The organism is Aristaeella hokkaidonensis (assembly GCF_018128945.1).
GTDB classification, from domain to species: Bacteria; Bacillota; Clostridia; order Christensenellales; family Aristaeellaceae; genus Aristaeella; species Aristaeella hokkaidonensis.
Genome location: NZ_CP068393.1, coordinates 1338567 through 1353598 on the forward strand (window position 1 = coordinate 1338567; position 15032 = coordinate 1353598).

9 protein-coding genes are annotated in these 15032 nt (G+C 55.6%); all 9 read right to left on the bottom strand.

The window, feature by feature from the left end; all coding sequences use genetic code 11:
* Nucleotides 1–152: 152 nt before the first annotated feature.
* Nucleotides 153–863, bottom strand: a complete 711-nt coding sequence (locus JYE49_RS06130; protein WP_093958575.1) for a DUF4956 domain-containing protein — start codon at nt 861–863, stop codon at nt 153–155.
* Between the two features lie 37 nt (nt 864–900).
* Nucleotides 901–4056 carry a lamin tail domain-containing protein gene (locus JYE49_RS06135; RefSeq protein ID WP_093958576.1) on the bottom strand — a complete coding sequence of 1052 codons (3156 nt, stop codon included), beginning with the start codon at nt 4054–4056 and terminating at the stop codon, nt 901–903.
* Nucleotides 4057–4417: 361 nt separating this feature from the next.
* On the bottom strand, nt 4418–7570 hold the full coding sequence (locus JYE49_RS06140; protein ID WP_093958577.1) for a DEAD/DEAH box helicase: 3153 nt from the start codon (nt 7568–7570) through the stop codon (nt 4418–4420).
* 333 nt (nt 7571–7903) lie between these two features.
* Nucleotides 7904–8317: an acyl-CoA thioesterase gene (locus tag JYE49_RS06145; protein WP_093958578.1), complete on the bottom strand. Its 414-nt coding sequence runs from the start codon at nt 8315–8317 to the stop codon at nt 7904–7906.
* Nucleotides 8318–8321: 4 nt separating this feature from the next.
* Nucleotides 8322–10322, bottom strand: coding sequence for a PAS domain-containing protein (locus JYE49_RS06150; RefSeq protein WP_093958579.1), 2001 nt, complete (start codon nt 10320–10322; stop codon nt 8322–8324).
* Nucleotides 10323–10418: 96 nt separating this feature from the next.
* Nucleotides 10419–12068, bottom strand: a complete 1650-nt coding sequence (locus JYE49_RS06155) for an AMP-binding protein (protein WP_093958580.1) — start codon at nt 12066–12068, stop codon at nt 10419–10421.
* On the bottom strand, nt 12065–12862 hold the full coding sequence (locus JYE49_RS06160; RefSeq protein WP_093958581.1) for an acetyl-CoA carboxylase carboxyltransferase subunit alpha: 798 nt from the start codon (nt 12860–12862) through the stop codon (nt 12065–12067). Before JYE49_RS06160 ends, JYE49_RS06155 begins: the two co-directional genes overlap by 4 nt.
* Entirely contained in the window at nt 12862–13692 is an 831-nt protein-coding gene (gene accD, locus JYE49_RS06165) for an acetyl-CoA carboxylase, carboxyltransferase subunit beta (protein WP_283399485.1), read from the bottom strand. Before accD ends, JYE49_RS06160 begins: the two co-directional genes overlap by 1 nt.
* Before the next feature lie 31 nt (nt 13693–13723).
* A complete protein-coding gene (locus tag JYE49_RS06170; RefSeq protein WP_093958583.1) occupies nt 13724–15031 on the bottom strand; it encodes an acetyl-CoA carboxylase biotin carboxylase subunit in 1308 nt (435 codons plus the stop codon).
* Nucleotide 15032 lies beyond the last annotated feature (1 nt).

A 15032-nucleotide genomic window follows, 5' to 3' on the forward strand; every position in this document is an offset into this window, starting at 1 on the left:
TTGCGGGCTGGTTCATATTGTATCTGTTTTCAGATCATAATTGATGAAAAATGAATTAGAATCGCATTCATTCTTCGTGATCTGCTTCAGGCAATCCATAATTATGAATTGTGAATTATGAATTATGAATTTTCAGGCACTGACCTTTCAGGTCAGGTGCCTGCTTCCACCTGGCATGCCACCAGGGTTGCGTCATGCACACCTTCGATGTTCAGCACAGCGCTGACCAGGTCCTGCTTGCTGTCCAGGCGGACTTCCACGGTCATTTCCGCACCGGAACGGGTCACGGTCTTGCTGCGCAGCTTCCGCTGACGGACAGTGCGACGAAGCAGCTGGGTGATTTCCTGCTCGGCATAGTCGTCATAGTGAACCACCAGCAGATAGGAGTTCGGATTGCGGAAGCGGATGAAGGTCATGGCGATCAGGATCACGCTGATGCCCAGCACAACCGCCAGGGCGTGTACATACAGTTCCGCTCCCAGCAATATACCCATTGTCAGCGACCAGAACATGTAGGCCGTGTCCATGGGATCCTTCACTGCAGTACGGAAACGCACAATACTGAGGGCACCCACCATACCCATGCTCAGCGCGATATCGCTCTTGATACACATAACCACGGGCGTGGTAATCAGCGTCAGCATCATCAGCGTCATGGCGAAGGTCGGGCTGTACAGCACGCCGCGGTAGCAGCGTTTATACACGAAAGCAATGATCAGGCCGACGATGCAGCCCATCACCAGGCCGATGATGATCTTCCAGGGCGTCAGATTCTCAAACTGGCTGAGAAAATAATCGCTCAGGCTGGCATCATTCTTCAGGATTGATTTGACTCCCGCGGCATAGGCAGTTGAGATAAACATTGGGGATTCCCTCCTTGAAATGGATTATAGCTTCGAATCAGATTGCATTGGCCGGCATTTCCGGTTTCGGTCCGAAATAATGATTCATCTGGTCATCCGTCAGGTTGAACGCTTCCTGTGTGAACTCCCACAGTCTTGTGGGTCGCTTCCGGATTACGTTCCGCAAACGGTTTACACGGGACTCCCAGTAGCGGTAAGCACCCTCAGCAGTGGTCGGCGCGTCAAAGATAACGGCTTTATCATTCTGCGGGCCCCAGAAATCCCAGTGCATTTTCATCTCGGGCTCAATCAGCGCCACCAGCTCATCCAGCTTCTTTTCCATCACTTCGGTAGTCAGCGTCTGGAAAATCTTTCCGTAAACCGTCAGGTACTTGTCCTTGTACTCCGGAACGCTCAGCAGCTTCAGGAAAATGGTATTGTCAATTCCCTTCTGGCCCATACCCTTGGCCTTGGTATAGCTCCAGGGGCTGTTGAATCCGGAATCGTACAGACCGTAGTCTACGTCGTACAGCACCCATTTCCACTTGCTTCCGTCCATATCGAAACGGTAGAACCGGGTGTTACCAATATCGCTGTTGCCGAAGAACATTTCAAATCCCAGGTATTCGAACAGGTTATCCACGTCCACGTTATCCAGGATGTACTGCAGGTCCTCGTCATTCTTCGCGGGATTACCGGCTTTGATCTTCTTGACCATCGCCTTGTATTCCTTGTTGGAACCGTACTTCCTGGATCCGCTGCCCTGAAGCAGGGTAATCTTGTCCGCCATATCCAGCGGAAGACCCTCATGCTGTGCCAGCATGAACCGGTCAGTCCGTTCCCGCAGGTTCATATTGCCCCAGTAATGACCGTTCAGATAAACAATATAGGGTTTCCAGGCCTGGTGTGCCACCGTGGAATTACAGTAATCCATCAGCCGGCTCTGGAAGCCGTCCTGCAGGCGGGTAAACATACTGTCGTTACCGCTGTTACGCAGGACAAGTCCCTTGTATTCCGTAAACTCGCGATCCGGGAACAGTTTGGCCGCGAAAGTCTTTTCCCCGTACAGGCTCTTGGCCCGGAACTTGAAGCTCTTCTGCGGCATATCCAGGGAGTAGTCACCCATCGTGGAGAAGGCAGCACCCTGGCTGATCAGCTTGTTTCCGGCGTCGTCGTATATCTCCAGGTAGCATTCAAAGTCCTGTCCGGAGTTTTTCACCTTACGGTAAACAGAGTTCTTGAACGGGAGTTTTTCCTTGTTGATGTTTTCCCCGATGGTCAGCATACCGTTTTCCGGATCATCCAGGTTACTCGGCTCTGTCACAATGCAGGCAATGGGCAGGGTGTGGAACTTGTTAACCAGGTATGTTCCGGTGATCACGTCGCTGGGGCGTTTGTCGCCGGTAGCATAAGCCCTGGCCCGCAGCACGGAAATATTGTTGACCTCCAGCCGTTCGCCCGCGTGATAGGGGATGGAGTTCTGGGTCGGCGTCGTACAGTCCTTCGTATAGAAAACCTGGGTGCCTTCCGGAATATTGATTTCCACGTAAATGGCGGAATAATACTGCCCCGGTTCCACAGTAAAGGAAGGCTTTTCGGCATAGCCGGTAAATCCGTTTCCGTTCTGCTGCAAAGGCGTTGGCGTGTCATAATAAAAAAGCCCTGCCATTCCGGGGGTGCGGCCGTAGGATACATCCGTTCTCATTTCCGGAAGATTTACCTTGTCCAGCACTCTGCCTGTCGGATCTGTCAGGGTTATGGTTTCCATTTTCAGCTTTCCGACCTTGAAGGCGGCATGCGGCTCCTGATTGGTGTTTTTATCATTCGCGCTGTCGCACATGACCACCTTGTATTCTCCCGGGCTGATGGAAGTCCCGGTCGGAAACTGCCACTTTCTTCCGTGATCCAGCCGGTCGCTTAATCCCCAGCCTGACAGGTCCACTGTCTCCCTGCCGGAGTTATAGATCTCCACCCAATCGCCCACGGCGCTGTTGGGATACACCTGCACGGAGTCATTACTGGCCATCACTTCGCTGATATAGACCCCTGTCTTGTTCATTGCCCGGAGGTTGATATCCATCTGGATCTCACCGCTCCGGTTGTTCGGCAGGGACGGCGTCGGCGTCTGGAACACCTGCATCTGTCCGTATTCATTCCGGCCCCAGCTGCAGTCCAGCGGCAGGTTATCAATCATGATGCGGTCCAGCACATGTCCCTGGCTGTCCGCCAGGACAATGGTCTCCCGTTCCGCGCTGATCTTGAAATTGGTATGGGGTGCGTTCTTCACACGGTCCATCCGGTCCTTGCCGGTGCAGAGCACAATATAGTATCCGTTGGCCGGGATTGTCGCGTTATCCGGGAAGCGCCATTTCAGCGGCTTACCCTCATTGTCGCTCAGTCCCAGGCCCGCCAGGGAAATCTCACGGTTTGTAGTGTTATAAAGCTCGACCCAGTCACACAGCTCGTCGTCATCATCCCGCAGGCCGGTGATCGGATCCGCCATCACCTCGTTGATGACAATGGAACCGTCGGATACGGAGATGCTCTCCCGGTACATCCGGTTGCCTTCCTCGGTGTTTTCATAACCGGGGCTGAACCAGGAAACCACTTCAAATCCATTCACCGTCAGCGCGTAGCTTTCATCGCTGGTCATGATCGGATATTTGCAGCTGTCAATCAGGTAAGCGTTCTGATCGTACAGATATACCGTCTCAATGGCACTGGAAAGCTTGAATTTGGCGTGGAGTGCCTGATTGACATTAGCCTGGTTGGTATTGTCGCAGAACACCACCACCCGGCCGTCAGCTTCCAGGCTGATATTTGGGAACAGGAATTTGATCCGGTCTCCCCGATCGCTCAGGCCCAGACCTTCCAGGTTGATAATATGATCCGTACTGTTCCAGATCTCAATCCAGTCGGCATATTTGCCGTTTTCGTCCGTCACAGCGGTATTGTTGGAGGACATGATCTCACTGATCACCAGTCCATCGTACGCACCAATGACCTCGCCAGTGTTGTCCCCGACCAGACCGGATTCCGTTCCGATGGAATAGGTCGCGCGGCGGGTCGGCTCCTTCGGTGTAACCAGGATCACGATCGCAATCAGCGCGGCAAAACCGGCCAGGAGAATAAAGTTCATCCGGATCTTCCTGCGGCGCAGTTTAGTGGCACGGGAAACCGCACGGCGTCCCTCGGTATTTGGATTCTTATCCATGGATTTCCCCTCCTTCCGGACAATCACAAATCTTATAAATTATACCACAAAGAGCAGCTCTCTGCAAACTTCTGCACGTCTTTGACGTGAGAAGTTTGCAGATCAATTCATAATTCATAATGCATAATGCATAATGAGATATACTTTCCCCTAACAGGACCCATTATGCTCCCGGTTAACAAACGAATATATCTGTATTTTCCTTCCTGCCGGATCACAAGTTTTACACTATATCACATTCGTCGAAGACGAATATTTCATATCCGAAGGATATTTCACATTGAGTCGCAGACTCAATATTTCATATTTGCGGAAGGCCTGTCCGGCCTTCGGAAAATATATCATTGGCGTCTGTTCGAATTCATTCGAACAACGCCCTTATTTCCTGTTCGCTCATGCCGCTCAGTACCGTCTCTCCCGGCGTGATCAGCCGCTCGAACAGCGCTTTCTTCCGGGCGCCCAGTTCCACCACCTGTTCCTCGATGGTTTCGCCGGTCACCATCCGGATGACAGTCACCTTTTTCTCCTGGCCGATCCGGTGTGCCCGGTCCGTCGCCTGTTCTTCCGCGGCGGGATTCCACCAGGGATCGTACAGGATGACCATATCCGCGCCTGTCAGGTTCAGGCCGGAACCGCCCGCCTTCAGGCTGATCAGGAAGATCTGTCCTTCGCCCTCATTGAAGCGGTCCACCATGGACAGCCGTTCTCCGGCCGGTGTATCGCCGTCCAGGTAAAGGGTGGAGAATCCGCTGTCTTCCAGCCGGGTCCGCAGCAGCTTCAGCATGCTGGTAAACTGGCTGAAGAGCAGGATACGCCTGCCGCTGCGAATCATCTCCGGCATCAGTTCCAGCAGCATCTCTTCCTTGCCGCTTCCGCCCCGGTAATCGGACATCACCAGCGAGGGGTGACAGCAGATTTCCCGGAGTTCCGTAATGGCACTCAGCACCTCGATGCGTCCCCGTCCGGCGCCCTTTTCCTCCAGCAGCTTGTTGATCTGGGGCCGCAGGCGTTCCAGGGCTGCCCGGTAAATCTTCTCCTGTTCCGGCGTCATTCGTGCCGTCAGGGTGGTTTCCGTCTTGTCCGGCAGTTCTTCCAGCACGTCCTGTTTCAGACGGCGGATGAGGAAAGGCTGGATCCGCCTGAGCAGGTCTTCGGCGTTCTCGCCGTCCTGGTACTTCCGGAGGAAGGTATTGTAGCCCGGCAGATAACCCGGCAGCACAAAGTCAAAGATACTCCAGAGTTCGCCGACTCCATTTTCCATCGGCGTACCGGTCAGGGCAAAGCGGGTATCCGCCTGCAGTTGCTTCACCGCCTGGGCCGCCACACTGCCGGCGTTCTTGATGTTCTGCGCTTCGTCCAGGATTACAAAACGGAAAGGATAATCCTTCAGCAGGGTAATGTCTCTCCGGATCAGCGGATAGCTGGTGATCACCACGTCCATATCGCTGTTCTGGGTAATATGCCGGATTAAGCCTGCCCGCTGCGTTCCGTTTCCGCTCAGCACTGTCACGCTCAGGTCCGGAGCGAACTTCCTGAACTCGCTCAGCCAGTTATAGGTCAGGGAGGTCGGCGCCACCACCAGGCTGGTCCGTCCGGGTTCCCGGGCCGCCAGCATCAGCGCGATAATCTGGGCGGTTTTGCCCAGGCCCATCTCGTCCGCCAGGATACCGCCCATGTGCATCTTATCCAGCCCGGCCATCCATTCATAGCCGCGCTTCTGGTAATCCCTCAGGCTCAGGCCCGAAGCCATCTCCGGCGCCTCGGTTTCCCCGCCGCCATTCGCCAGCGTCTCGGACAGGGCTTTCACCTGCTCGTCCATTTCAATTTTGACGCCGCTGTTCTCCAGCATGCTGGTCAGGTAGCCCGCACGGTATGCCCGGAGTACGATCGTATCCCGGTTCAGCTCGTTGCCGTCCCGTACCGCGGCCTCGTAGATACCCGCGGCCGTCTCCTGCCAGTTGGCCAGGTCGTTCAGGTCCAGGAATTCCCCGGTCCGGAGACGGAAGTACCGCCGTTTCCGGCTCAGGGCTTCCATCAGTTCCAGGATTTCATCCACCGGTTCGCCGTCCCGGGTCAGCATCAGCTCCAGCCGGTCGCCGTTCATCCGGATGCTTCCGGACAGGATCGGCCGCCGGGGTACAATACGCTTGAAGTCACGGCTGAGGAAAACCTCGCTGACTTCCTGCAGGCGCTTGACGCCCTTGCCGACAAAATCAAAGACCGCATCCGTTCCGCTCAGGCGGATATTCTCCCGCCCGACCCGGAAACCGGCATTGGCCAGGATATCCAGTACCCGGTGCTCCCCTTCCGCGTCCCGGAGCAGCAGCTGTTCTCCCTTATCCAGGGTAATCTTCTTCTTTTCCACGCCGAAGGGATTCAGCGCAATCTCCCCGTAGGAGAACCGGACGGAAGCGATCACGCTCTTTCCGTCCTTATCCAGGTAAACCTCGCTCTTCAGCGGCAGGCGGACCAGCCGCTGGCGCAGTTCCTCCCCGATTTCCACCGCGCCGCGGATCTTCAGGTACGGCAGCACCTCGCCGATCACCCGCTCCGTATCCTCCAGCGGGTATTCCATGAGGCTGCGGCCCTCATACTGGTTTTCATAGATCAGCCGGATCAGCCGGGTCTGTTCCCGTTCCGTCCGGATCAGGCTTCCGCCGGTCATTACCCAGGCACAGTCCGCCGTTACCGGCTGCAGATCCGGCGGGATTTTTCCGCTCACCTGCAGTCCCCGCGGTCCAAGGTTCACCGTAAAGTGTACCGGCACCTGAACACCCCGCAGCGGTTTGCAGTGGACAATCTTACCGCTCTGGTCCATGATGCGCAGCACCGTGTCTCCGTCCAGGTCCAGCATTTCCTTCGCAAACGGATCCGGCAGCCGCATCAGCCGGTTAGCCGCCGGATTCGCCGCCCGGCTTCCCGGCTCCTGCACGGAGCACAGCTTCCGCAGGATGTCCAGCACGCGCATATCATCGTCCGTGTACCGCATCCACTCAGGCTGATAGGTAAAGTCCTTGCCCAGCGGCAGGACCTCATTCTCATCCGCCGCCGCCAGGAATCCGCGGATATCCTTGATCACATAGAGCTTCTTTTCACCGGTCCGCAGGCCGACCCGCAGTTCCTGCCCCGCTTTCTGTGGAAGCACAAGGGTCACTTCCAGCCGGACGTTTGCTTCGGCGGGCATCTCCCGCAGGATCATATCCGTAAGCTCGGCCGCCGTATCCGGAGCCTGCTTCTTCATCATGCTTTCCGGCACCTTCCGGCGATCCGCGTAAAGCCATACCGCCACCGCGTGCCTGCAGCATCCCTTATGCAGGAATACGTCACAGTCGCAGTGAATCACCAGGCGCCGGGTCAGCGTCACGGAATGCAGGCCCTGGTCCGTCACGGTATAGCGGATCATTCCCTTATCCTCTTCCGCCGTCTTCACCGCACCGATTTCTTCCAGGTCCCGTCCGGCCGCGTATTCCTCCGCCCCCGCCAGCTTTTCCATCAGCAAAGGATTCAGTCTCATGCTCTACTCCCCGCTCACAAAATATCGAACTAATAATAATTCGACTATAAACCAGTTTTTTCCTTTCTGAAAACAGCTTTGTTTAATTCATAATTCACAATTCACGATTACCAATTCATAATTCACAATTCACAATTCATAATTTCAGGAACTCCATCGTCCTCACATTGTCATTCCGACTAAGGGCACATCGTGCCCGCATGGAGGAATCTCCTCCGGGGACCTAAACCTTCAAAATATCCGGAACATCTTCTGCATAGAGACCATCATAATTGTGAATTATGAATTATGAATTGTGAATTCAAAAAGAACCTGCCGCAGCAGGTTCTTTTTTCATCCGTTCAGTATCTCTTTCAGCACAGCATCAAGATCAGGAATCGCCTTCTTAATCGCAACCGGCCTTCCCGCCGTATCGATAAAGCAGTGATCAGACGCTGCCTCCGCCACCACATTTCCGGTCCGGACGTTCCGCATCACATAGGAAAGCGAAATCTTCACCCCGGTATACTGGGTCAGCTTTACCTCGATCTCGATCTCATCGTCATAAGTGCTCGGGTACTTGTAGTTGCAGGTAAGCGAGACCACAGGAGAAGCAATCCCCTCCGCCTCCAGCCGGGACATGGAAAGCCCCGTCTCAGACAGATAATTCATCCTTGCTTCTTCCATAAAACGGATATAGTTGGAATGATGGGTAATCCCCATTTTATCTGTTTCATAGTAATGGACTTTATGGATATATTTACTCATTGGCTCACTCCGGTTTGTTTGATAGTTCGCCGAGGGTGGTTTCCCCCCAGCTGTAATTGGTCAGGTAGCTTCCCTTGAACAGGTTGGCATATTCCTCCCTGCCTGAACAGTACTGATACAGGTCGCACTGCACCTTCTCCATCACAATACGGCGTTTTCCGTCCACCGACTCCACAATGTCCGAGATACCGTATTCCTCCAGGGTGTTCTTCAGGCGAAGGGCCACCTTGCGGTACCGGGACATGGTCACCGTATTGGCCGGTTCATCCTCCCACAGGAATCCGATTGCTTCCTCCGAGGTGATATAGCCTCCCCGGCGGTCCACCAGCAGTGCCAGCAGCTCTTTGGATTTCTTGTTGCGGAATGCAATGGGCTTGTCTCCCACAAATACGTCGAAATAACCGAAGGTGCGGATGGAGACCGTACGGTTCTCCGGCAGTGTTTTCTTCCCGTCCGGTTCCGTATCCTCCACCTGGTACAGCATGACGTATCTCGGCGTTTTGCCGCCGGACTCCTTCGGGGAGCAGATGGCCTTGATCTTCCGCTCCGTTTCCGTGCCGTAATCGAAATAGGTATATTCCGCCTCACCGGCCCTTAGCAGTTCCAGATAGTCCTCATAGGCCGCCTCGCTGTAGGCGACAAAGCTTTCCAGCGGCGTGAACTTTTCGGTCAGGAGGGCCCATTCTTTTTCCGTATATCCAAAGAACTCCTGCACGTTATCGCTGGCATAGAGCGGTTTGACCTGACCGTCCGCCGAAACCTCAAAGGCGGCGAGTCCGTCAGAGAACTGCATGACCAGGTCCTTCATGTTCTGCTTCAGTTCATCGTTTTCCGTCTGCAGCACATGCTCCTTGCCTGTCTCCTGGATCCGGCGGCAGCAGTAATAGCTCACCGAATCATCCACCTTGATAAAGATGCCTGTATATTGTTTCATCTCCCCGCTGCCGGAGCGGGCGTTGTAGGTAATCTGGGGCGGCTTTGCGTCCGGTTCATACAGTCTTTTCTGGCAGAAATCCCGGAAAAAGCCGCGGAACTTCTCCCGCGATTCCGCCTCCACCGCACCCAGAGTCCACTTGTCCAGCGCTTCATCAATCAGCATGGGGACGTTTTCAAACATTTTGAAGGAGGATCCGTCTTCACAGTGCAGGCATTTAACCGTATTGGAATCCAGGTTGAATTCAAAAATCTTGTCATAGACGTCGGTCAGGGCTTTCATATAGCGTCTGGTTTCGGCGTCCTTCCGCATCTGGTGCCTGGCGGTGATGTCCATGCAGACGCTCTGGAATTCCTCCGCCCCTTCCTCATTGACGGTCTTTGTGACCCAGCCGAAAACATAGGCCCGGGTTCCGTCGCAGCGCAGCAGGGCCATCTCCCCGGCAATGGGTGCGTCCGCCGAATAGACACGGTTCAGGTATTTGGAAAACCGGCGCTGTTCCTCCATCGGAACCATCAGGAAGATATTTCCCTTATACATTTCAAGATAATCCAGTTCTCCTTCCCGGACCGCCGGGCAGCGCAGGATATCGATCATTTTCTGGTTGATATAGGTCAGCCTTGGCTGCTTTTCGCAAGTATATTTCATAAATCCGCAGGGAATGGTTTCATTCAGGAACTGCAGATCACTGTTTTCTTTCTTCAGGTCGCTGATGTCCGTCAGCACGGAATTGCCTTCATACGTGCCGTCGTCCAGTCTACGGGAAGTCAGGGTATCCCTTACGCAGATCACCGCACCGTCCTTCTTCACAAGGCGGTACTCCCCGGTCAGGGTCTGCTCCCCTTTCGTCCCTTCACGGATCAGTCCGGAATACTTCTCCCGGTCCGCCGGATGAACCAGCAGTTCATACAGATCCCTGCTGTCATCCAACAGTTCATCCTCTGCGTATCCCACCATCTCACAGAGATTACGGCTTACATAGGTCAGATGCACCGGCTCATTCAGCTGGTACTGATGGAAGCCGCTGATCCGCCGGCTGAGTATGTCTTCCGTATTGTTCAATCTGTTCATCACAACTCCTTTCGCAGAAATGGATTCCTGCCGATAAGATTTGTAAAAAAGGCAAAGCTGTATCGTACATATTTATACTTGAAAACTGACTTTTTTTCAAATCTGCCCGGTATATGCCTGATTCCGCTGGAGCCCCTTCCGGATTTTCCCGCTGATGGTTTTTGGCATTTCCTTCGCGAATTCAATCAGGCGGATCCACTTATACTCGGCGAGCCGCCCGTTGCAGAACTCCTTGATTTCATGCTCCAGCTCCCGGGTGGGCGTATATTCCCTGCCGGGAACAATCACCGCCTTGATGGCCTGCCCCCGGAGCGGATCCGGTACGCCGATCACACTGCACTCCGCCACAGCGGGATGCTCCAGCAGTACATTCTCCACTTCATAGGGACCTACCCGGTAGCCGCCAGTCTTGATGATATCGTCAAAACGCCCCCGGAACCAGTAGCGGCCGTTTTCATCCATGCAGGCCGCATCCCCGGTGTGATAGACTCCGTCACGCCATACGTGGCGGTACTGTTTTTCATTATCCAGGTAGGCGGTAAATACGCCGGTCTGCTTTCCCGGCTTCTCCGGCACAATCACAACCTCTCCCGTCTCATTCACCCCCGCGGGTTTACCCTGCTTGTTGCGCAGTTCAATGTGATAGAAGGGTGACGGCACGCCCATGGAGCCCTCCACTGCGCTTGTCCCTTTGAAGTTGGCCAGCAGCAGGGTCGTTTCCGTCTGGCCATAGCCTTCGCAGAGGGCAAGCCCCGTGCGCTCTGTAAACCTGCGGAACACCTCCGGCGCCAGCATTTCCCCGGCTGTGGAGGCATGCTTCAGCGTCGGCATATCGGGAATGCCCTTCCGGACCAGGTAGCGATATACAGTCGGCGGCGCGCAGAAGGAAGTCACCCCGTATTGATTGATGATATGAGTCAGCTGTTTCGGCTCAAAATTGTCAAAGTCATAGACCATCACGGCGCTGCCCACCAGCCACTGGCCGTAAAGCTTTCCCCAGGAAGCCTTCGCCCAGCCTGTTTCCGCCACCGTAAAGTGGAGGCCGTTATCCTCCGCCTGCTGCCAGTATTTCGCTGTCACAATATGAGCCAGCGGATAACTGTAACTGTGGATCACGCCTTTCGGATATCCCGTTGTACCTGAAGTGAAGTACAGGATCATCGGATCGTCTGCCTTCGTCGGAACCCGGTCCATTGTGTCCGGTGACGCCTGCATGGCCGCTGTCAGATTTTCAAACCCTTCCGCCTCGGCCTGCACGCACCAGAGCCATGCGTCCAGGGAGGACTGTTTCAGGGCTTCCCGCACCTTCTCCGGTACCTGGTTCTGCGCCGTACAGACAATGGCTTTTACAGGAGACGCCTTGAGCCTGTATACCAGATCGCTGACCGTCAGCATATGGGTCACCGGGATCATCACTGCCCCCAGCTTGTGCAGGGCAATGGCCGCAAACCAGTATTCATAGTGGCGTTTAAGGATCAGCATCACCCGGTCTCCCTGCCTGATACCCGCATCCCGGAATACATTGGCCATCTGATTGCTGCAGCGCCGGATCTCTGCAAAACTGAATATATGTTCCTCCCCTTCAGCGTTGCACCACACCAGCGCGCGCTTGTCCGGGGTTTCCTCCGCGATCCGGTCAACCACGTCATAGCCGAAGTTGAAGTTCTCCGGATAATCCAGCCTGATCTCCTTCAGCATACCGTTTTCATCGGTCACTTCATGGCAGAATTTCTGGTATATGCTCATACTGACTCCTTCATCACCGCACCGGCACCGATTTTGCGGAACCTGTCATACCGTTTCCCCACCAGGTCAGGATCCGCAGACAGCTCTTCCAGTTCTTCCTTCAGCAGGGTGCGGATTCGGTCATAGAATGCCTTTGTTCCGATTTCCTTTTCAGAAAGAATCCGCTCGATCACGCCCAGGCTCTTTGCGTCCTCTGCCGTCAGTTTCAGGCTGGCCGCCGCGGTTTCGGCCTTGGCAGCGTCTTTCCAGAGGATGCTCGCGCATCCCTCCGGAGAGATCACGGAATAGACCGCGTTCTGCAGCATCCATACCCTGTCCGCCACCGCCAGTGCCAGGGCGCCGCCGCTGCCGCCTTCGCCGATCAGGATCGAAATAACGGGCACACAAAGGGTGGACATCGCCATCAGGTTTTCGGCAATCGCCTGTCCCTGACCCCGTTCTTCCGCTCCGATCCCGCAGAACGCCCCGGAGGTATCGATCAGGCAGATCACCGGCCGGCCGAACTTTTCCGCCTGCATCATCAGCCGCAGCGCCTTGCGGTATCCCTCCGGATTCGGCGCGCCGAAGTTCCGTCCCGTGCGTTCCTTCGCCGTGTGTCCTTTCTCAATGGCAATCACCGTCACGGGACTGCCGTCCAGCCGGGCGATTCCGCCGACAATGGCAGGATCATCCGCATACCGCCGGTCCCCGTGGAATTCGATAAATCCCCTGAAAATGTGCCGGATATAATCCAGTCCCGTCGGCCTGTCGTTATTCCGGGCAGTCCTGACCCGCTTATACGCCGCGTCGCTCATCAGACCGCCCTCCCGTCATGCATCTGCAGGATATCAGCCAGGTATTTCTTCTGGGCTGACCGGGGCACAATGCTGTCCACAAAACCGTGTTCCAGCACAAACTCCGCCGTCTGAAACCCTTCCGGCAGGGCCTTCTTCGTCGTCTGCTCAATCACTCTTGCCCCCGCAAAGCCCACCGTCGCGCCGGGCTCCGCCAGGATGATATCGGCTTCCATGGCAAAGCTGGCCGTGACCCCGCCCGTCGTGGGATCCGTCAGCACGGCAACATACAGAAGTCCCGCGTCACTGTGCCGTTTCACCGCCGCGCTGGTCTTGGCCATCTGCATCAGGGATAAAAGCCCTTCCTGCATCCGTGCGCCTCCGGACACGGTAAACCCGACCACCGGCAGGCGGTACTGCACGGCATATTCAAACAGGGAGGTGATCTTCTCCCCGACAGCGCTTCCCATGCTGCCCATCATAAAGTAGGATTCCATGACGAACAAGCAGCTTCTCTGCTTTCCGATCATGGCCGTGCCGCAGACAACCGCTTCCTTTTCGCCGCTGGCCGCACGGACTGTCTCAATCTTTTCCCGGTATCCCGGAAAGTTCAGCGGGTTATCCGCCTGCATTCCGGAAAACAGTTCCCGGAAGCTGTCCTTGTCCGCGATCATCTGGATGCGCTGACGCGCTTTCATCCGGAAATGATATCCGCAGGCGCAGACCAGGTCATTGGCCCACAGGCGGCTCAGGGGTATTTCTTTATGGCAGTTCGGGCATTTCTTTTCAGGCTCGCCGGCATCGCGCTGGACGGGTGCGGAAGTCCGCCCGCCTTCTTCCAGCTGATTCATGGGTTTCATAAAATTCAACAATGCCATTCCGTCACCTGTTTCCCATAAAAGATAAGTCGTAATTGCCGGAGATGAAGCGTTCATCCTCCACAATCCGAAGCTGCTCCACGATATTCGTCTGGATTCCTTCAATCACCAGTTCACAGAGGGCTGCCCGCATTTTACGCAGGGTTTCCTCTCTTGTTTTCGCAAAAACAATCAGCTTGCCCAGCAGCGAGTCATAATACGGAGAAACCACCGTTCCCTGGACCAGGCAGGTATCAAACCGCACCGAGGGCCCGCCCGGAACATGAAGCATTTTCAGCATGCCGCAGCTGCCCGCGTTGATCCGGCATTCAATTGCGGATCCGGTCATCCGGATCTCCTCCTGGGTGATGTTCAGCGGAATACCCGCCGCGATGCGGATCTGCCACTTCACCAGGTCGATACCGGTCAGCATCTCCGTCACGCAGTGCTCCACCTGCAGCCGGACGTTCATTTCCATAAACCAGAAGTTCCCGTCCTGATCCAGTAAAAACTCCAGCGTTCCGGCGCCCACATAACCGATTTTCCGGACCGCGTCCACCGCCAGGTCGATCATCTTCCTGCGCTGTTCCTCACTGACCGCGGGAGACGGGGTTTCCTCCAGCAGTTTCTGGTTCCGCCGCTGCAATGAGCAGTCCCGGTCCCCCAGGCATACCGCGTTCCCGTGCTCGTCCGCCAGGATCTGCAGTTCCACATGCCGGGCCGGGAAAATGTATTTCTCCAGATAGACGCTGCCATCGCCAAAGGCGCTGACAGCCTCCGCCGTTGCCTGCAGATAGGCGTCCTCCAGTTCATCCGCCCCGTGGATCAGCCGGATTCCCCGGCCGCCTCCGCCCGCGCAGGCCTTCAGCATCACCGGATAGCCGATCCGGGCCGCCGCTTTCCTGGCTTCCTCCACGGATGTTACCGCCTTGGTACCGGGAATCACCGACAGTCCCGTATCCCGGATCAGCTCCTTCAGCACCGCCTTATCACTGAGCCGCTCCATGCTTTCGGGATCCGGGCCGATAAAGACCAGCCCGTTCTTCCTGCACATGCGGGCGAAATGCGCGTTCTCCGACAGAAAGCCGTAGCCGGGATGAATCGCCTGGGCTCCTGCCAGGATGGCGGTACTGATGATCTGGTTCTCATTCAGGTAGCTGCCGGAGGCTTCCGCTCCGCCGATGCAGTAGCTCTGATCCGCCAGCGCCACATGCAGGGCGTTCCGGTCCTCCTCGGAATAGACAGCCACCGTGGCCACGCCCATCTCCTTGCAGGCCCGGATAATCCGGACAGCAATTTCCCCGCGATTGGCAATCAGTATTTTTGAAAACATG

What these genes read in the sequence shown, in the direction of transcription:
- JYE49_RS06130 (WP_093958575.1), bottom strand. Translation starts at nt 863, where the DNA reads ATGTTTATCTCAACTGCCTATGCCGCGGGAGTCAAATCAATCCTGAAG.
- JYE49_RS06135 (WP_093958576.1), bottom strand. Translation starts at nt 4,056, where the DNA reads ATGGATAAGAATCCAAATACCGAGGGACGCCGTGCGGTTTCCCGTGCC.
- JYE49_RS06140 (WP_093958577.1), bottom strand. Translation starts at nt 7,570, where the DNA reads ATGAGACTGAATCCTTTGCTGATGGAAAAGCTGGCGGGGGCGGAGGAA.
- JYE49_RS06145 (WP_093958578.1), bottom strand. Translation starts at nt 8,317, where the DNA reads ATGAGTAAATATATCCATAAAGTCCATTACTATGAAACAGATAAAATG.
- JYE49_RS06150 (WP_093958579.1), bottom strand. Translation starts at nt 10,322, where the DNA reads ATGAACAGATTGAACAATACGGAAGACATACTCAGCCGGCGGATCAGC.
- JYE49_RS06155 (WP_093958580.1), bottom strand. Translation starts at nt 12,068, where the DNA reads ATGAGCATATACCAGAAATTCTGCCATGAAGTGACCGATGAAAACGGT.
- JYE49_RS06160 (WP_093958581.1), bottom strand. Translation starts at nt 12,862, where the DNA reads ATGAGCGACGCGGCGTATAAGCGGGTCAGGACTGCCCGGAATAACGAC.
- accD (WP_283399485.1), bottom strand. Translation starts at nt 13,692, where the DNA reads ATGAATCAGCTGGAAGAAGGCGGGCGGACTTCCGCACCCGTCCAGCGC.
- JYE49_RS06170 (WP_093958583.1), bottom strand. Translation starts at nt 15,031, where the DNA reads ATGTTTTCAAAAATACTGATTGCCAATCGCGGGGAAATTGCTGTCCGG.